The organism is Pseudenhygromyxa sp. WMMC2535 (genome assembly GCF_011083025.2).
Window position 1 is genome coordinate 1,863,270 of record NZ_JABJWV010000001.1, and the last position, 18,511, is coordinate 1,881,780.

18 protein-coding genes are annotated in these 18,511 nt (G+C 70.2%); 8 read left to right on the forward strand and 10 right to left on the reverse strand.

Annotated elements, in window-relative coordinates:
- The first annotated feature begins 22 nt into the window (after positions 1-22).
- The 4 genes from G6O69_RS06995 (at position 23) to G6O69_RS07010 (ending at position 6,277) form a co-directional block, all read left to right on the forward strand.
- Positions 23-2,410, forward strand: coding sequence for a TonB-dependent receptor (locus G6O69_RS06995; protein WP_172302747.1), 2,388 nt, complete (start codon positions 23-25; stop codon positions 2,408-2,410).
- 5 nt (positions 2,411-2,415) lie between these two features.
- Entirely contained in the window at positions 2,416-3,663 is a 1,248-nt protein-coding gene (locus G6O69_RS07000; protein ID WP_172302748.1) for a hypothetical protein, read from the forward strand.
- 66 nt (positions 3,664-3,729) lie between these two features.
- Positions 3,730-5,418, forward strand: coding sequence for a serine/threonine-protein kinase (locus tag G6O69_RS07005; RefSeq protein ID WP_172302749.1), 1,689 nt, complete (start codon positions 3,730-3,732; stop codon positions 5,416-5,418).
- Between the two features lie 67 nt (positions 5,419-5,485).
- A complete protein-coding gene (locus tag G6O69_RS07010; RefSeq protein WP_172302750.1) occupies positions 5,486-6,277 on the forward strand; it encodes a hypothetical protein in 792 nt (263 codons plus the stop codon).
- 44 nt (positions 6,278-6,321) lie between these two features.
- Here the strand turns inward: G6O69_RS07010 and G6O69_RS07015 are convergent, their stop codons facing one another.
- From G6O69_RS07015 to G6O69_RS07050, 8 genes are all read right to left on the reverse strand, one after another.
- Positions 6,322-7,323: a fibrinogen-like YCDxxxxGGGW domain-containing protein gene (locus G6O69_RS07015; protein ID WP_172302751.1), complete on the reverse strand. Its 1,002-nt coding sequence runs from the start codon at positions 7,321-7,323 to the stop codon at positions 6,322-6,324.
- A gap of 147 nt (positions 7,324-7,470) precedes the next feature.
- Positions 7,471-8,091, reverse strand: coding sequence for a hypothetical protein (locus tag G6O69_RS07020; protein WP_176396684.1), 621 nt, complete (start codon positions 8,089-8,091; stop codon positions 7,471-7,473).
- Positions 8,092-8,186: 95 nt separating this feature from the next.
- Positions 8,187-8,738, reverse strand: coding sequence for a hypothetical protein (locus G6O69_RS07025; RefSeq protein WP_172302753.1), 552 nt, complete (start codon positions 8,736-8,738; stop codon positions 8,187-8,189).
- 137 nt (positions 8,739-8,875) lie between these two features.
- Positions 8,876-9,061, reverse strand: coding sequence for a hypothetical protein (locus G6O69_RS07030; protein ID WP_172302754.1), 186 nt, complete (start codon positions 9,059-9,061; stop codon positions 8,876-8,878).
- Between the two features lie 40 nt (positions 9,062-9,101).
- A complete protein-coding gene (locus G6O69_RS07035) occupies positions 9,102-9,653 on the reverse strand; it encodes a hypothetical protein (protein ID WP_172302755.1) in 552 nt (183 codons plus the stop codon).
- Between the two features lie 69 nt (positions 9,654-9,722).
- Positions 9,723-10,769: an alpha/beta hydrolase-fold protein gene (locus G6O69_RS07040; RefSeq protein ID WP_172302756.1), complete on the reverse strand. Its 1,047-nt coding sequence runs from the start codon at positions 10,767-10,769 to the stop codon at positions 9,723-9,725.
- Positions 10,770-10,865: 96 nt separating this feature from the next.
- Positions 10,866-12,191, reverse strand: a complete 1,326-nt coding sequence (locus G6O69_RS07045) for an amidohydrolase family protein (protein ID WP_172302757.1) — start codon at positions 12,189-12,191, stop codon at positions 10,866-10,868.
- The gene (locus G6O69_RS07050; RefSeq protein ID WP_172302758.1) at positions 12,188-13,663 is read right to left on the reverse strand and encodes an amidohydrolase; all 1,476 of its coding nucleotides are present in this window, start codon (positions 13,661-13,663) and stop codon (positions 12,188-12,190) included. The genes G6O69_RS07045 and G6O69_RS07050 overlap by 4 nt, the downstream gene beginning before the upstream one ends.
- A 147-nt stretch (positions 13,664-13,810) precedes the next feature.
- Between G6O69_RS07050 and G6O69_RS07055 the strand changes: the two genes are divergently transcribed.
- The 3 genes from G6O69_RS07055 to G6O69_RS07065 are packed head-to-tail and all read left to right on the forward strand — an operon-like array spanning position 13,811 to position 16,597.
- Entirely contained in the window at positions 13,811-14,758 is a 948-nt protein-coding gene (locus G6O69_RS07055; protein WP_172302759.1) for a prenyltransferase, read from the forward strand.
- Positions 14,755-15,525, forward strand: coding sequence for a ferrochelatase (locus tag G6O69_RS07060; RefSeq protein WP_176396685.1), 771 nt, complete (start codon positions 14,755-14,757; stop codon positions 15,523-15,525). Before G6O69_RS07055 ends, G6O69_RS07060 begins: the two co-directional genes overlap by 4 nt.
- 1 nt (position 15,526) lies before the next feature.
- Positions 15,527-16,597: a hypothetical protein gene (locus G6O69_RS07065; protein WP_172302761.1), complete on the forward strand. Its 1,071-nt coding sequence runs from the start codon at positions 15,527-15,529 to the stop codon at positions 16,595-16,597.
- A gap of 6 nt (positions 16,598-16,603) precedes the next feature.
- Here G6O69_RS07065 and G6O69_RS07070 read toward each other — a convergent pair whose 3' ends face one another.
- Positions 16,604-17,344: a hypothetical protein gene (locus G6O69_RS07070; protein ID WP_176396686.1), complete on the reverse strand. Its 741-nt coding sequence runs from the start codon at positions 17,342-17,344 to the stop codon at positions 16,604-16,606.
- Between the two features lie 461 nt (positions 17,345-17,805).
- Between G6O69_RS07070 and G6O69_RS07075 the strand changes: the two genes are divergently transcribed.
- Positions 17,806-18,000 carry a hypothetical protein gene (locus G6O69_RS07075; protein WP_176396687.1) on the forward strand — a complete coding sequence of 65 codons (195 nt, stop codon included), beginning with the start codon at positions 17,806-17,808 and terminating at the stop codon, positions 17,998-18,000.
- A 203-nt stretch (positions 18,001-18,203) separates the two neighbouring features.
- On the opposite strand, the gene G6O69_RS07080 is transcribed toward G6O69_RS07075, so the two are convergent.
- Positions 18,204-18,497: a DUF4157 domain-containing protein gene (locus G6O69_RS07080; RefSeq protein ID WP_172302763.1), complete on the reverse strand. Its 294-nt coding sequence runs from the start codon at positions 18,495-18,497 to the stop codon at positions 18,204-18,206.
- Positions 18,498-18,511: the final 14 nt, after the last annotated feature.

Here is an 18,511-nt window from a genome sequence, read left to right on the forward strand (position 1 = left end):
GGAGCCCCTCGCCTTGGTCCTCATGCGTATCGCGTGCGCGCTCGCGCTCGCACCATCCTCTTCGGCCACCGCCTCCGCTGCGGCCGAGCCGTGCATGGGGCTGCTCGCGGCGTCCGCCTCGCCCGCCGCCGCCGAAGACGCGCCAGGCAGCGACGCTGCCAGCGAGGGCGCCCCGGAGATCTCGCCCGGGAGCGCTCCAGACGCTCCAGGCGCGCTGGAGACTCCGAGCCCGCCCGGCTCTTCGAGCCCGCCCAGCTCTCCGGACACACGCAGCGACGCCGGCTCCGCGAGTCGCCCGAGCGCCTCGCCCTATCGCACCGAGGTCGTCGTCGGTCGAGAGCGCGGCGACGGCCTCGCCGCCCAGCGCAACCTCAGCCGGCGCAGCTTCGGCTTCGTCACGGCCATCGACCTCGCCAGCGAGCCCGGGCGACCCGCGGCCGACGACCTCGCCAGCGTGGTCAGCCGCGCGCCGGGGGTCACGGTGCGCTCGATCGGCGGCCTGGGTCAGTTCAGCGCGGTCTCGCTGCGCGGCAGCACGAGCTTGCAGGTCCCGATCTTCCTCGACGGCGCGCCCTTGAGCGGGAGCCTCTCGGGGGTCGTGGATCTCGGCGCGGTCCCCCTCGACGCCCTCGCCCGGATCGAGCTCCACCGCGGCCACGCGCCGGCCCGCTACGGCGCGGCGGCGATCGGCGGCGTCATGGATCTCGTCGGCGAGGTCCACCGCGGCGACGATCGTCTGTGGCTCGCCGGCGGCTTCGGCTCGTTTTTGGCCCGCGAGGCCCGGGCCGGCTACGCCCACGCCCTGCGCCCCGACCTGTCGATCGCCGCGCGCATCGGCTACGCGGGCGCGCGCGGCGACTTCTCCTACTACGACGACGCCAACACCCCGCTGATCCCCGAGGACGACGGCTACTCGCGGCGCCTCAACAACGACTACGACCGGCTCTTCGCCCAGCTGCGCGTGGATCATCGCCGTGATCACCTGCGCGTGTCCTCGCAGCTGCTCGGGTGGTGGAAGACCCAGGGCATCCCGGGCACCGCCGCGGCCCCGGCCGCCGACGCCCGCGGGCGCACGGCCTCGCTGCGCAACGTCACCCGCGTGCGCCGAGACGGCCTCGGGCCCGGGGGCTACGTCGAGTGGATCGCCAGCTTGGCCGTGGAAGACCGGCTGTTTCGCGACCTCGGCGGCGAGGTCGGCCTGGCCGCCAACGACCAGCGCGCGCTGAGCTTCGAGGGCTGGATCTCCCCGCGACTGCGCGCCCCTTTGTGGCGCGGCGCGTGGCTCGAGCTCAGCGCCGAGGCCCGGGGCGAGCGCGTGACCATCGACGAGCGCTACGGCGATGAGAGCGGGAGCGGGAGCGGGAGCGGGAGCGGAGACGGGAGCGGGGACGCTCAGGTCCTCGCCTCCGGCGACGCCACCCGCGGGCGGACCAGCCTGGGCCTGGGCGTCGAGCTCGAGCAGTGGCTGTTCTCGCGGCGCTGGGCCATCTCCCCGGCGCTGCGCGTGGACCTGGCCGCCAGCAACTTCGCCGTGCCCGAGGGCCAGGGCGAGGTCGACGACGCCGGCCGCGACAGCGTGGTCCTCGGCTGGTCGCCGCGCCTGGCCAGCAAGCTGAAGCTCGTCGAGGGCCTCGAGGCCCGGGCCAGCGTCGGCCGATACCTGCGCTTTGCGACGCTCTTCGAGCTCTTCGGCGACCGCGGCTACCTCGTCGGCAACGAGGGCCTGCGCCCGGAGCAGGGCACCAAGGTCGACGGCGGGCTGATCCTCGACCTCGAGGATCTCGGCGGGGCCGTGGATCTCTTCGCCCAGGTCGTCGGCTTCGCGACCTGGAGCGAGGACCTGATCCAGTGGGTGCGCAGCGGCCCGGTGATCCGCCCGACAAACGTCGCCGGCGCGCGGGTCCGCGGCCTCGAGGCTGGCCTGAGCCTGCGCGCCTGGGACCGCGACCTGAGCCTCGACCTCGCCTACACCTTGCTCGACAGCCGCAACGAGAGCCCCGAGGCCGAGCAGTACGGCCAGCCCCTGCCCGGGCGCCCGCGCCACAGCCTGCTCGCCCGCCCGGCCGGCGGCCACCGCTTTCGCCTCGGCCGCGCCGGCGTCGGCTTCGAGCCGCGGGTGTTTTGGGAGCTCGAGTGGATCGCCGGCAACACCTTGGACCTCTCGGGGCGCGTGGAGCTGCCCCCGCGCCTGCTCCATGGCGCGGGCCTGAGCCTGCGCGTGGCCGACCGCGTCGAGCTGGGCGTCCAGGTCCGCAACCTCGGCAACCTGCGCCAGACCACCATCACCCCTGCGCTCGGGCCGACGCAGTCCTACCCCGCGGGGATCAGCGACTTCATCGGCTTCCCCCTTCCGGGCCGCAGCGTGTGGGGCTCGCTGCGCGTCGACCTCGACCTCCCCCGAAAGCAATGATCACGATGCGCGCCGATCCGCCTCTCCCCTCCCTTCGCCGCCCGACCACCTTGGCCTGCGCCCTCGCCTGCGCGAGCCCGGCCTGCACCAGCGACGAGGCCCCGAGCGCCGCCGAGCCGCCGACGCTGATCCAGGCCGAGCTCACCGCCGGCTACCCCGAGGTCGACGACTGCCCGAGCCCCGCCCCCGCGCCCACGCAGCTCGTGGTCACGAGCACCGACTTCAACACCGGCGCCGTCGGGCTGATCGACCTCGACAGCCTCGAGGTCCGCGCCGACCTGGCCATGGCCTCCTCCGACGCCGTGCCCGTGGTCGAGCGCGGCCGCGTGTTCGTCATCAACCGCTACGGCTTCGACTGGCTCGACGAGCTCGACTCGAGCGACGCGCTCGCGCTCCTCGAGCAAGTTGCGATCACCCCGGCGAGCGCGACCTCGGCCAGCGCCAACGCCTACGACCTCGCCCTGAGCCCCGACGGCGCGAGCGCCTGGGTCAGCCTGTTCGGCGCCGGCGAGCTCCAGCGCCTGCGCTTCCCCACCCTCGACGCCGCGCGGGCGCGCTTCGACCTCGCCGTCGATCTTCGCGCCTTCGCCGACGCCGACGAGATCCCCGAGCTCGGTGAGATCGTCGCCTGTGGCGCGCTCGTGTTCGTGGGCGCCAACCGCATCGACCGCAGCACCTGGGCGCCGACCGGCGACGCCGCGCTGATCCCTCTGAAGGTGGACGGCGAGATCCCCACACTCTTCGACTTCGACCCCGACCACCCGGGCGGCGACGAGATCACCTTGCTCAATGCGGGCATCGGTCCTTGGGTGCCAGCCCCCCCAGAATTGGGTGGGCCGGGGGTCATTCTCATGCTCGGATCCGGGCTCGAACGAATTGACCTACGGCAAGGAACGAGCGAATGGCTCATGGACCCGGCCGCCTTCGCCGCCTATGATCTGGGTCGGCTCCAGCTCGCGGATCTCGGCGTGGACGCCCTCGGACGGCCGTGGATCAGCGCAGCCAGCGAGGACTTCGCGTCATTCACACTATGGCGAGTATCCCTCGACGACCACGCGCTGATCCCCACATTCGAAGATCTGCATAGTGTCACTGGCGCACTAGAGGTCACTGGCCCCCGAGCCTTTTTTGCAGACACCACGATCGGCCACTCCGGTGTACGGGTATTCGACCTGAATGAGGACTCGGTCACCGAGCTCCCCGAGTCCCCGCTGCCCGTGGGCTTGCCGCCCATGAGCATGGCGCTGCTGTGATTGCGCGCTCAATGGCATCACGCGCCCCTTCCTGACCTGGACCTGGGTCACTACGATGACCTCGAAATGGTGTTCTCCGCAGACCGCCAGCAAGACGAGACCCTCGACGAAGGGCTGGCACAGGACACCATCGCCGAGGGCAGCGAGGAGGTCGAGGCGCTCGAGGGCGACGCGGCCCCCGAGACCCCGCGCCTGCGCCTCGAGCCGGGCGAACACCTCGGCCGCTTTTGCGTGCTCGAGCACATCGGCGAGGGAGGCATGGGCGTCGTGGTCGCGGCCCTCGACGAGCAGCTCGATCGCAAGGTCGCGCTCAAGTTCCTGACCCGGGCGAGCCACGACGGCGTCGCCCGGGAGCGCCTCGTCCGAGAGGCCCGCTCCCTCGCTCGCCTCACCCACCCCAACATCGTCTCGGTCTACGAGGTCGGCGAGGCCCGCGGCGTCCCCTACCTCGCCATGGAGCTGATCTCCGGCCGGACCTTGCGGGCCTGGCTCGAGCGCGGCGAGGACGAGCCGGCACCCACTCGCCTCGAGATCCTGCGCATGTTCCTGGCCGCCGGCCGCGGTCTGGCGGCGGCCCACGAGCTCGGCGTGGTCCACCGCGACTTCAAGCCCGACAACGTGCTGGTCGACGTCCACGGCCGCCCGCGGGTCGTCGACTTTGGCCTGGCCCGGGTCGCCACGCAGCCCGACGAACCCCACGGTCCCGGCCCACACGACCCCCCCAGCCGCCCCTCGGTCAGCGCCGCGAGCCCAGACCTGACGGACCACATGACGGACCACATGACGGATCCGGGCGGCCCAACGAGATCGCTGCGCGCGTCGGACACCTCGCTCACCCGCACCGGCGCGCTCATTGGGACCCCGGCCTATATGGCCCCGGAGCAGTGGTCCGGCATCCCCGCGGACGCGCGCAGCGATCAGTTCGCCTTTTGCGTCGCGCTCTTCTCCGCCCTCTATGCCCGGGCGCCCTTCTCCGGCGCGACCATGCCCGCGCTGATGCAGGCCGTGCTCGAGGGCGAGCCGGCGCACATCCCCAAGCCCGAGCGCGTCCCCACGGCGCTGCACCAGGCGATCCTCCGCGGCCTGTCCAAGCTCCCCATCGAGCGCTGGCCGTCCCTCGAGCCGCTGCTCCAGCACATCGAAGACGCCCTCGCCTCGGCTCAACCCGGGCTCTTCGAAGGTCGCCCGGGCCTGCCCCTGCGCGTGCTCACCCCGCTGTTTTGGTCCTTCCCCGCGGTCTGGCTGGGGCTCGAATCCGCCGACGTCGTCAGCTACACGGCCGCGAGCTGGGCCGCGGTCTCCGGGGCCCAGGCCGCGCTCATGATCACCACCGTGCTCAGCCTGCGCGGGGTCTTGTCCCGCCACCTCGGCGACCCGCGAGCCCTCGCCCTGCCCGTGCTGATCAGCGTCTTTCTGATCGGCCACCGGCTGATCGCCTGGCTCGGCGGCGCCGGCTTCGAGCTGATGTTCGCCTACGACTTTCTGGCGATCGCCGGCGTGGCCGCGATCATCGTCTATCTCGTCGACCGCCGGCTGTGGCCGATCATCGCCTTGAACCTCGGGCTCTCGACCCTCGCCACGCTCCGGCCGGGCTGGGCCCCACACCTGTGGGCGGTGTTCAGCCTCGTCATGCCGCCGGTCGCCGTGATCAGCTTGCTGCGGACCAAAGACCGCCTGCGCACCGACGCGACCATGACCCGCAGCGCCCTGAGCTCGAGCCGACGCTCGCCCGGGGGCAGTTCGGGCTCGGGGTGACTACCCAGTTCATCTAGGGCAACATTGCCGCCTGCGCGGAACACACAAACGGCGCAGGTCTCGAACGATGCAACTTTTCAGCTCCTCCCTCCTCCCCCTCTCCTTGCTGTCCGCCGCGCTCTCGCTGACGGCCTGCAAGAGCACCACCTCCCCCGAGCCCACGACCCCCGACTCGACCGACGAGCCCGCCCCCGCCGAGGCCGCCGCGGCCGCGGACTTCAACTTTGGTTGCGAGGTCGACCACAGCGCGCTCCAGCCGTGGACCGCCGAGGGCATGGAGCTCCCCGAGGAGACCATCGCCAAGTTCGCGCTGTGGACCGTGCTCGACACGGACCAGGTCCCCGAGATGGTCAGCCAAAGCTGCACCAACCCACCGCCGAGCGGCCAGTACTCCCCGGTCAAGGCGGCCCTCCAGGGCGGGGTCACCCGCGGCGACATGGTCGTCGTGCTCGAGGACGTGACGATCTACCGCGCGTTCACGGCCCAGGACACGACGACCGAGTGCCTCAGCGACAGCCCTGCCGGAGAGATCGGCGCGTGGTGGTCGGTGATCGAGCCGCAAGATCCCAAGGAGGCCTACCGCGACAACGTGGGCATCTGCCCGGCCTGGAACGACCTCTCGATGATGGTGACCTGCACCCTCGAGGCGGGCAGCGTGGTGATCATCGGCCCGACCCAGTCGGCGAGCTGCACCGGGACCTCGAGCTGCGACCCCGCGCCCGAGGGCTGGGACGCCGATCTCCCGACAACCTCCGCGCCGCAGCTGTTCATCAACACCTACGCCAACGGTGAGCGGCGCAGCGAGGAGGAGCTCGGCGCCTTCATCGAGTGCGAGACCCCGGTTGCCTGGGCCAGCTAGGAGCCCGTGGTGAGCCCCGGCGCGAGGAGCCGCGCTGGGTTCCACTAGCGCAGATAGATCCGCCCCGACCACCAGGGGTAGAGGCCCTCGTGCATCTGACCGTACTCGCCCCAGGCGATGCGCAGGGTGTCCGAGGGCTCTGACAGCTCGAACACCGTCTCCTGTGCGGGGTAGGGCTTGATCTCGTCCTCGCCAAAGGTCTCGAGGGCCCCGCCATTGGCGGCCCAATTCGCAACCGGGCCCTCGGCGTGGGCGTCTCCAAACGAGAGCGCGCCGTTGGGAAAGATCGCGGGCACGCTCCACAGCAATTGGATGTAGCTGAGCTCGGGCGTGGCGATGGCCTTGACCTCGTAGTCGCTCAAGAAGAAGGCCGAGAAGCCCGGGGGGAACTCGATGTCCCAAACATAGCCAAGGGACCCGCCCTCGGCGTACTCCGCGTAGGGCCGGCACGCGTCGTCGATGCCGCTCGTCGCCTCCCAGATCGCCTCGACGGTGCTGCTGAGGTGGCCGTTGCAAGTGTCCTGGACCAAGAACCCCGTCCAGCCGCCGCCTTTGAAGTCCATGGCGCAGTGCACCTCCCAGGGCTCGCCGCTGCCCTGGGGATCCACCAGATAGGCCCCGCTCGCCGCCTCCGCGTCCACGGCCAGGATCTCCGCGCAGCTTTCGGGGACGAGGCAATTGGTCATGCAGCCGTCGTCGTTTTCGGCGTTGCCGTCGTCGCAGGTCTCGCCGGGGTCGAGCTGACCGTCGCCGCAGATCATCTCGCCGGTGTCGGCCGTCGCGCTCGTCTCGATTGCTTCGGTCGTCTCCGATGCCTCGGTCGTCTCCGACCCGCTGCCCTGCTCGCCGCTGCCGCTCTCCCCCTCAGCACCGCTCGCGTCCGCGCCTTCGCTCTCCCCTTCGCCGCTCTCCTCCGTGTCGGAGAGCGAACCATCGGCGAGAAAGGCCGGGTTGGCCTGGACGCAGGCAGACGTACACCAGCAGCACGCCGCGAGGGAAAAGGTCGAAATCGCTGACCACGCGTGCTCTGGTCGCCTTGGGATCATCACTCGCGGCACAGTGTGACCCACGCGATCCGGCGCGTCCACAATACCGGCACACGCACGACTCAGGCATCGCCCACACCCCTCCCGACCGCGACCGCGACCGCCCTCGTCTCCCGACCACGCGCGCGTCCACGCTCATCTCAGCGCTCAGCCCGCTTCGTCTCCACCATCCGTCCCCGCCTCTTCCCCACCGGTCTCCTCGTCGCCATCGGTCTCGGTCTCGGTCTCGGTCTCGGTCTCGTCGCTGCCACCGGGCGCTTCGCCGTTGCACTCGAAGGGGTCCTTGTCGGGGCAGCTCCCGCCGGGCGGTTCGTTGATGTAGGCGCAATCGCTGAGGCAATCGTCGCTCGGGTCACCTTCGTAGGGGGCCGTCACCACAGGCGCGTCCGCAGATTCGACTGCGTCACAATTATGCTCATATCCCTCGGGGACCAGCTCCGCGCAGCGCTCGCGGACCGCGGATTCAATCTCGGCGGCCAGCTCATCATAGTCCTCGGCGGGGAGCGTATTATCGAGGATCTCCTGCTCGATCGAGTTGAAGCAAACACAAGCGACAACATGCTCCTCCGTGACAGGATCAGCGAGTTCGGGTTGCCCCTCCGGCCACATCGAGGCCCCCTTCATTTCACTGCACCAGTCCATCCCCTTGTACTGAATGAGAATACAATAGTCAGGAAAGATGCAGCCTCCAGGCATGAGCGTCGCCACGCTCAGCCCTGCACACAGCCCAGCAGACAACAAGAACGCGCGTCGACGTCGCACAGTCATACTTCACGATACCCATCGAGGTCAGCACATACAAGCTGACGCGCGAGCCTGCTCACCAGGTATGTGGTCCACCCTGACGGGATCGAAACGCACAGTCAGACGAAGCGTCGTTGACGCAGCCCCACCAAGATCAGCACGATCCCCAACCCCAACATGGGTGCCCGACCCCGACTTTCTCCCACGCTGCACTCGGACGCCTCGGGCGGCTCACAGCTGGTTCCGTCGTAGGCCCAGTCGAAATCCGGATCATCCCACCAGTTGATGAAGTACATCCACTCGCCGTCGTAGCGGTCCTCTTCACAGTCATCCCAGTCATACCCGCGGTACGAACTGTAGCCGAGGCAGACCTCGAGCATGAGGTCCGCGAGCGCCTCGTCGCGCTCGCCCTTCTCATACTCCTCCTCGCTCATGCACATGCACGCCGACAGGCTCCCCCCGTTCTCATCGTCGTTGATCGTGTCGATGGTCCCGTCCTCCCAGTAGCCGTGGGTGCCAACGAGGACCATGCAGACGGGCTCCCGGTGGATGTCCGCGAAGCTCGGGTCCTGCTCCAGCTGGCGCTGTGCGCAACCGACCCCTGCGCCCACGAGCGACGCCGCGCCCACGAGCAGGGCCTTGCGCCGACGACTCCTCGACCGGGGGAGCATGCCCAATCCTATCCGGCCAGCGCGCCACGGTCGAGGCTCGTCACCAGGCGCATGCACCCACGCCGCCGCTCAGCCAGCGTAGAACTGCTGAAAGAAGGTCCGCGTCGCGTCGGTGCCGATCGACGGCCAGTGTGCGCTCAGCCCGCTTCGTCTCCACCATCCGTCCCCGCCTCTTCCCCACCGGTCTCGTCGCTGCCACCGGGCGCTTCGCCGTTGCACTCGAAGGGGTCCTTGTCGGGGCAGCTCCCGCCGGGGGGTTCGTTGATGTAGGCGCAATCGCTGAGGCAGTCGTCGCTCGGGTCACCTTCGTAGGGCGCCGTCACCACAGGCGCGTCCGCAGATTCGACTGCGTCACAATTATGCTCATATCCCTCGACGCAGTCCCACCAAGATCAGCACGATCCCCAACCCCAACCCCAACATGGGTACGCGACCCCGACTTTCTCCCACGCTGCACTCGGACGCCTCGGGCGGCTCACAGCTGGTTCCGTCGTAGGCCCAGTCGAACCCCTCCGTGTCCCACCAGTGGATGAAGTACATCCACTCGCCGTCGTAGCGGTCCTCTTCACAGTCATCCCAGTCATACCCGCGGTACGAACTGTAGGCGAGGCAGACCTCGAGCATGAGGTCCGCGAGCGCCTCGTCGCGCTCGCCCTTCTCATACTCCTCCTCACTCATGCACATGCACGCCGACAGGCTCCCCCCGTTCTCATCGTCGTTGATCGTGTCGATGGTCCCGTCCTCCCAGTAGCCGTGGGTGCCAACGAGGACCATGCAGACAGGCTCCCGGTGGATGTCCGCGAAGCTCGGGTCCTGCTCCAGCTGGCGCTGTGCGCAACCGACCCCTGCGCCCACGAGCGACGCCGCGCCCACGAGCAGGGCCTTGCGCCGACGACTCCTCGACCGGGGGAGCATGCCCAATCCTATCCGGCCAGCGCGCCACGGTCGAGGCTCGTCACCAGGCGCATGCACCCACGCCGCCGCTCAGCCAGCGTAGAACTGCTGAAAGAAGACCCGCGTCGCGTCGGTGCCGATCGACGGCCACACGTGCCCGGCCGGGTGCGCGCAGAAGGTCACCGGCGTGTCCGCCCCGCAGCCTTCATAGTCCACGCAGCCCTCCGGCGAGCCCTCGGTCGAGGTCTCCGCACAGCCCGCGAGGTCACGAAAGAAGTCGCGGAAGGCCGCGCGGCTGTCGGTGAATTCCTCGTCGCCGATGGTGATCCAGGCCGCCGGCGTGGACACGCAGTCCTCGGCGTCGAAGTAGATCACGCTGCCACCGACCGCGATCGCGCGGATGTACTCGCGGCGGCAGCCCAGCACCCCGGAGAACGACCCGCCGCCGCTGAAGCCCATGGAGAACACCTGGTCCTCGTCGACGCACAGCTCGCTGCTCAGGCTGTCGAGGATCGCGTCGAAGTAGGCGAGCTCGAGCTCGATGCGCGCCGGCCAGGTCTCGGGGTCCGCGTCGTAGTCGCGCCATTGATTGTCGATGGCCTCGACGACCACGACGATCGCCTCGTCGGCGAAGGCCGTGCGAATGTCACGATCACCGCCGATCGTGTCCCAGTAGTCGGTGTTTCCGCCGTTGCCGTGGAGCGCGAAGATCACCGGCCAGGGCTGATCGCTGGCGTAGTTTTGCGGCAGGCGCAGGATATAGCGGCGCTCGTAGCCGCCGATCTCGAAGATGTGCTCGCCCTCCTCGAGGCCCGCCCCGTCGACGCAGCCGAGGCTGCCTCCGGTCTCGGTGTCCGTCTCGGTCTGCGCGTCCGTCTCGCTCCCGGACTCGCTCTCGCTCCCGGACTCGGACTCGGACTCGCTCTGCGTGCCGATGTCCGACTCGCTCTCGCTCGCGCTCGACTCGCTCTCGCTCTCCTCGGTCGACTCGCCCGCGCTCTCGCCCGCCGACTCGTCCTCCGTCGAGCCCTCGTCCTCCGTCGCCGGCTCGCCGCCGCAGCCAGAGCCGAGGCCGAGGCCCAAACCGAGAATGGAGAGCGCAAATGCAGGGGCCAAGGTCGTCGCGCGGGTACGCATGATGGCGCGACGCTATCAAACTCGACCGCGCTGTGGCTCCAGCTTTGGGCGACCCCGGCCCGCCTTGTAAGCAGGGCGGGCCTGGCTACGCCGCGTTCACTCGGGGAAGTCCGAGAGGTCCATGTAGCGCTCGCGCAGCTGCGTCTGGCGCGAGCGCATCTCGAGGCTGTGGCCGCGCACGATCACCTGCTCGGCCCAGGTCGAGAACTCGAGCGGGTCGTCCCCGTCCCAGATCACCAAGCTAGCGACCTTGCCCGGCGTGACGGTTCCATAGTCGGCGTCCATGCCGTAGGCCGCGGCGACGTTGGCCGTGATCGCCTGGAGCCCGACCTTGGGATCCAGCCCGTTGGCCACGGCGATGCCCGCCTCCTGGGTGAGGTTGCGGGCGTTGTGGCTGTCGAAGTGGGCGATGGCCACGGGCACGCCCGCGGCGTCGAGCAGCGCCGCGTTGTCGAGGCGCGCGCCCAGGGTGTCGAAGCTCCCAGGCAGGTTGTGGGTGGTCTGGAGCACCACGTGGATCTTGGCCGCCGCGAGCTGCTCGCGGACCTTCCAGGCCTCGGTGCCGCCGACCACGGTCACGCGCAGATCGAGCTCGCTGGCCAGCTCGCCGAGCGCGAGCAGGTCGCTGGCCCGGTGGGCGCGGACGACCAGGGGGATCGTCTTGTCGAGCACCGGCCACAGCGCGCGCAGGTCGTCGGGGTGGGCGACGAGCTCGCGGGCGGCCCCGCGCTCGTAGGCCTTCTCGTTGTTGCGATACCAGGCGGCGTCGTCGAGGGCGCGGCGCAGCTCGGCGAGGCTGGCCGCCCGCGAGCCGGCGTAGCTGCGCCCGAAGTTCATGGCCACGCCCACGGCCGACGCGGCGACCAGCTCACCGTGCGCCCCGGGCAGGAGATCGATCCACGCGATCTCGCCGCTGATCAGCCCGCCGTGGGGCGCGACCGCGGCCGTGGTCACGCCCTCCACGGCCTGGATGGCGAGCAGGCTGGAGTCGGCGTTGATCGCCGAAGACGGATCGTAGCCGGCCTTGATCGCCCCCTCGTCGCGGCGGCTCTCGTCGCGGGTGCTGTCCTCGAGGCTGATCTCGACCAGGCCCAGCTGGGTGTCGGCGGCGATCAGCCCCGGCGTCACCAGCTTGCCGCCGAGGTCCATGGTGGTGACCCCGGCCGCGCTCACGCCCGCGCCGACCTTGGTGATCTTGCCGCCCTCGATCAGGATCGCGCCGTCCTCGATCACGCTGCCGTCACCGACGAAGATCCTCGCGTGGGTGAGCAGCAATTTATCGGCCACGGGAGACTCGGCCGCGGGCGCAGCCGCAGCCTCGGCGCGCCGCCCAGCAGGTGGCGCGGCCAGGCTCGCGGGCGCGGCCAGGCTCACGGCCAGCCCCAGACACAGGCCCGACAGGTGCTTGCAAAATGTGCTCATGGTGCGTCCTCCAGGGCGTCGCGCAGGCCGAGGTCGAAGTCGCTGCGCGGGCGGCCGGGCGCGCCCTCCCGGGCGTAGACCAGCTCGCCGTCGATATAGACCTGTAGCGCCCGGGTGTAGACGCTGAAGGGGTCGCCGCTCCAGACCACCAGGTCCGCGGCCTTGCCGGCCTCGAGGCTGCCGGTCTGCTCGTCGACGCCCAGGGCCCATGCCGGGTTGATGGTCAGCCAGCGCAGGGCCTCGTCCTCGCTGATCTCGATGCCCGCGCGCCGCCCCGCGTACATCGCCTTGGCGGCCTCTTGGTTGAGGCGCTGGATGCCCTCGGGCGAGTCCGAGTGGATGATCGCCCGGGCCCCGGCGCGGCTGACCATCGCCGCGTTCTCGCGCACACCGTCGAAGGCCTCGGCCTTGAAGCCCCACCAGTCGGCCCACACCGAGGCCGCGATCTCGGCCGCGGCCAGGCGGTCGGCGATCTTGTAGGCCTCGACCGCGTGGTGAAAGCTGCGGATCCGGAAGCCGAAGCTCGCCGCGAGCTCGAGCATCAGCGACATCTCGTCGGCGCGGTAGCAGTGCATGTGGACCAGGGTCTCGCCCTCGAGCACCGCCGCCAGGGTCTCGAGGCCAAAGTCCCGCGGCGGGGGCACGGGGCGGGCGTCGTCGCCCTCACCCTCGCCGCTGCGCCCGGTCTCCCACAGCGCGAGCGTGCGCTCGTAGTCGTCCCACTGGCGCTGATACTCCACGGCCTGCTGAAAGGCCGCGCGGTAGCCCGCGACGTTGCCCATGCGCGTGCCCGGGCCGCCCTTGTCGCCATAGACCCGCTTGGGGTTCTCGCCGCAGGCCATCTTGAGCCCGTCCGGCGCGCCCGCGAAGCGCAGATCCTCGGCCGAGCGGGCCTTGGGGCGCAGCTTGATCACGAAGCTCCGACCGCCGATCAGGTTGGCCGAGCCGGGCAGGATCTGCGCCGCCGTGACCCCGCCAGCGAGGGCGTGGGCCAGCTGGGGATCCTGCGGCCAAAAGCCGTCCGCCGCCCGGGCGTAGGGCGTGATCGGGTTGACCATCTCGTTGCCGTCGCTGTGCGCCGTGAGCTCGGGCGAGGCGTAGACGCCCATGTGCGAGTGGGTGTCGATGATCCCCGGGGTCAGCACCTGCCCGGCCGCGAGCTCGATGACCTCGGCGCCCTCCGGGGCCGCGACCGCGTCGGCGGCCCCGACCGCGGTGATCGTCGCCCCGGTCACGAGCACGGCCCCCGGGGCGAAGGTCTCCCCCGTCGCCGTCATCACCGTGGCCCCGCGCAGCAAGGTCACCCGCTGCGCCTCGGCGCTCGCGTCCGGCGATCCTTCGCCCGGCGTCGCCGTGCCCTCGCCCGGCGTCACCGTCTCGCCCTCGCCGCGCTCGCAGCCCGGGAGCCCGACACCGACGGCCACGGCCAGCGCCGAACCCAGCGCCCATGAACAAAGCCTGGCAGATCCCATGACCGGACGACGCTACGTCCCCCCCTCGACCTCGCGCAAGCGCCCAAGTGGAGCGAACGAGCGTCCCTGGGGGCGTCGGTGTGCGTCCTGACTCGCGCCTGCCCGGCCTCCCTGTGCCCAGGCGCGCCGCTCTGCTACCTTCCGGCCGTGCACCCGGCCTCGCGCAGCCTGATCGCTCGCTGGATCTACGCGGCCAAGGTCGACAGCTGGCCCAAGCTCCTCGTCCCGACCGTCCTCGGCCAGGCCCTGGGCGTCGCCGCGGCCGGCCAGCTCGACTGGCGAGCCCTCGCCCTCGGCCTCGGCTTCACGCTCTGCGCCCTGCTCTACGTGGTCTTCCTCAACGACTGGGGCGACCGCCGCGTGGATCGCATCAAGCGCCAGATGTTCCCCGACGGCTGCTCGCCCAAGACGATCCCCGACGGCATCCTGCCCGCGGGCGCGCTGCTCGGCGCGGGCATCGTCGCCGGCCTCGCCGCCATCGGCCTGGCGACCTACGCCGAGCTCAGCCTCGCGCGCCCGCACCTGGGCGTCGCCGCCATCGGCCTGCTGGGGATCTTCGTCGCCTACACCCTCCCGCCCCTGAAGCTCAACTATCGCGGCGGCGGCGAGTGGCTCGAGGGCCTCGGCGTGGGCGTGGCCCTGCCCTGCTTTGGGCTCTACCTCCAGTCCGGCGCCCTGTGGGTCACGCAGCTGTGGCTGCTGCCCGGCTTCGCCATGCTCGCGCTGTGCAGCGCCGTGGCCAGCGGCCTGTCCGACGAGCAGAGCGACCGCCGCGGGGGCAAGCGGACCTACGCCAGCGAGTACGGCAACCGGGCCGCGCGCGCGCTGATCGAGCGGGTCGTGCTCATGGCCGCGCTGGTCTGGGCGATCTCCATGCGCCTGTCGGGCGTCGTCCCGGCCCCGGTCGGCGCCCTGGTGATCGTCGTCGTCCTCGTCAACTGGCGAAGGCTGCGCAAGCTCAGCCCCCAGGCCAAGACCAACGCCTTCGCCGAGCAGCGGCTCTACAAGTACGTGCTCCACCAGGCCCAGTGGCGCAGCGCCCTGCTCCTGTCCGTGGTCCTCGTGGTCTTGACCCTGCTCGGATGGGATCTGTGACCGCCGAGCTCGCGGCCGTCGACGCCCGCCTCGCCCGCGAGGCCGCGGCGCTGCGCAGCCTCGACCCCGAGCGCGAGCGCCCCAGCGCCCTGACCGAGGTCCACGCCGCCGTCCTCGCTCGCCTGCCCGCGCACGCGGCCGAGCTCCTCGGACAGCCCCTGGCCGAGGGCCTCGCCCAGCTCGCCCTGGCCGAGCTCGCCGCCTTCCCCGGCAACTTGTTTTGGGACTTCGACCTCCCGGCCCTCGCCCTGTGCCAGGGCGTCGTCGCGGCCCTCGACGCCGGCTGCTCCCCCGCCGCGGCCCGCGAGCGCCTCGCCCGGCGCTTCTCCCAGGCCAGCGGTCTCCAGCACCTCTACGGCCAGGCCACCCCCATCAACTTCTCCTACGTCCACGACTTCGTCTACGGCTTCGACTGGGCCAAGTGGCTGGCCCGCGAGCCGAGCCTGCACGCCGCTCCCCCCGGCCCCTTCTCGGCCACCTTCCTGGACTATATGGACCGCCGCGGCCACGAGCTCCTCGAGCTGATCGCCGCCGACGACCACAAGTACCCCCACCTCGACGAACACGAGGCCCGCAACCCCTTCCCCTTCTCGCGCGAGCCCGAGGCGGAGATCCGCCTGCACCGCGAGCTCGCCCGCCGCGACCTGATCCCCGCGCCGGCCTGGGACATGGACGCCCTCGAGCTCGACTGGTCGACGCGCTGGCGGGTGCCCTTTCAAGATCGCCGCGTCGAGGTCGCCCGCGAGCTCGGGCTGCTGGTCGACTGACATGAGGGCGCGCGAGAAGAAGGCCCTCGTCGGAGCCGCCCTCGGGCTCGCCCTGATCGCGGGCGCGGTCTTCGTCGGCACCTCGCTACTGCCCGATCCCCCCCGCTGCGACGCCGCAGCCCTCGAGGCCCTCGGGCGGGAGCTCTCCGCCCTCGACCCCGGCCTTCGCCTCGACCGGACCCAAGACGTCGTCGACGCGCTCCACGGCGCGTGCGAGATCGTCACCTGGGACACGGCGACCTTCGTCGCGCGTGTCCACGGCGAATTCGACCGCGGCCAGGCGTATTGGGAGATCGTCGACTCGCCGGACGAAGGCTGCTCGCCAGGATCGGGCGGAGGCCTCGACCCCGCTTGCGCGAAGCGCTGCGGCTACCCCGAGGAGGTCCTCGCCCTCGGGCTTCTGGAGAACCGGGCGCTGAGGACCCAGCTCATGCTCGAGGAGGTCGGCGTCTCCAGCCCCGCCGCCCGCCAGCTCGTCTGGGTCATGGTCGCGGGCGAAGGCCGCAAGGCTTGGTTCGACCCCCAGCCCCTACGCTCACCGCTCACCGAGCTCAGCCCGCCGAGCTTCGTCGCCGAGAGCCCGACGCCGATCGGCCCCGGCCAGCGCCCCACGAGCTCCCCCGGCGACGCCCTCGTCATCGATGGCCGCGCGCGCGTGGACGAGCTCCGGGGACGTGTGCTCGACAAGGAGATCCGAGCCCACGCCGTCTCGATTGCTCACGGGGACGCGTTCCCCTTCGACGTATGGATCCCGATCACCCTCGAGCGGCGGCGCCTCCGGGCCTGCGCAACCGAGCAGGGCGGGCTGCGCTGCCTGCTCCCCCACGTCGCGGGGGAGCGAGCGGCGACCCTCGCCGCGCTCGTCGACGGGGAGCTCGAGATCCTCACGCCAGTCGAGCCCGCAGCGAGCGGCGCCTCGGCGCCCACGCATCTGCTCGTGCTCGACGAGCGGGCGACCTGGGCGGAGATCATCGACGCCGCGACGCAGCTCGCCCCCGAGCCCTGTCGGAGCGCCTCGACCGCCTGCTCGTGGCCCTGGCTCTCGCTGTGGCTGAACGTCGAGCCCTACTGAGAGTGCTCAGTAGGGGAAGCCGTACTTCGGCCCCAGGAATTCGTTGAAGCTCGACACGAAGTCGCTGTAGCGCGGAGCAAAGAGCCCCGACGCCGAGAAGCACGAGTAGATGTTCGCGTTGTTCGGCTCGGAGGTGTCCACGCGATCGCCCTTGACGTGGAACTGGCGACCGATGAACCACCTCAGCATCGCCTTGATCTGCGCCGAGTCCTCCGTGTTGCCCTCGGTCGAGTCCAGGCGGGTCGACCAGTAGTCATAGACCCCGTTATAGACCTCGTTCGCGACCCGAGCAGCGTGGGCTCGAAACGAGCTCTGTGTCAGGTCCTCCCGCACGAAGAACTTGAACAGCTCCTCGCTCACGTAGAGCGGCGTGATCGGCGGTGTCTCCAGGGGGCAGTCTTCGTGATCGATCCCGTCCTTCCCGCAGGTCTCACGGTAGAGCGCCTTGACCATGTCGTACCACTCGCAGAAAGTCTGGCTCTTGCCGCCCTTGTGCTTGACGCGACCGCCCTGGCAGCCCTTGCCGCTGTCCTCGCCGGGGATGTAGGCCTCGTTGTCGGAGGGCCTGGAGATCGTCGCAGAACCCTCGCTGTCGATGAAGGTCACGATGCGCTCGACGAGGTAGGGCCTCGCCTTGGCGAGGATGCACTCGTGGATGCCGTTGTCGCTGGCGACCTTCAGTTGATCGAGCCAGCCGTCGAGGAAGCGCTCGCGGACTCGGTCGTACTTGCGTTCGCGGTGCTGCATCATCAGATCGGCCGCGTCGCCTGACGTCGCTAGTGTGCGCGCCAGAGGACTTGAAGGGTCTCAGGCGCCGGACCGCCGGTCGCTGACGAGGCGCGAGGAGGGAGTTTGTCGGGCACAAATGACTGACGAGCAACGAAGTCAGCGGCCGGTGCTCCAAGCCTGGGCCCTTCAAGTCCTCTGGCGCGCACACTAGCGGCGCCGGCACCTCGACGATGAGCACGCTCCGGTTCTGCGCGCGCTCCTTGGCGGAGTCGTTCGACCCGGAGAGTGAAGGATAGCGCGGCAGCGCGTCGATCGCAGACGCGATGATATTCGCCTGGTGGCGCGCGTAGCCCTGCTCCGCGCCCATCAGCTGATCGACTTCATCCGGGGAGATGACCGAGATCCCCTGGCTGCGAGCGAGCCCCTCGACGTGCTGCCTCCGCCCCGAGGCGAGGCCATGGTTGAAGAGCTCGTCGCCCATGCAGTCGTTGCGACCGAACATGACGACCTGCCGCTTGACGCCGGTCACGATGCTCTTCCCGCGCTCGCTGCGTGCAATCCCCTTGTCCTGCTCGTCGATCAGCAGGACCTCCTGCCGGTCCTTGATCCTGGACAGCAGCTCGCTCCCCTTGGCGCCGGCGTTGAGCTCCGTCTTGGCGACCGCGAAGCCCTGAACCCGCCACACCTTGAACAGGTTCCCGAGATCCTTCATCTCGGTGTCCTCGCCCAGCTCCGCCCCAATGGGCCACTCGTAGCGGATGCTGCCGACGCCGGCCAGCTGTGTATAGACGTAGGGATATTCATCCTTGGAGCCCTTGCGCTCGCCAGGATCTCGCTTGCTCGGACAGGACCGCCTCATAACCGAAGCGCTGTCTGGCTACGTCGTATGTACGATCTCATGCGCGACGGTCCGCTCCATCCCCGGCCGAATCTGCCCGTCCCCGCGCACGACCGACGACGACAGATACACAGAATCTCCGAGCGAGAACGCATCCGACGAGAGCGCGTCATTTGCCCGATCGACCTCCGGACCATGGGCGAATTCCACCGAGCCGAGGTCTCGGCTCACGCCCTTCGAGACTTCGGCGTGCAGTGCTTCATATTGTCGCGGAGACCGCTTGGTCGCGGAACCCCTGACCTTGGACGGAGGCTTCTGCAATTTGGCAAACATCGACCCGCGAGGCT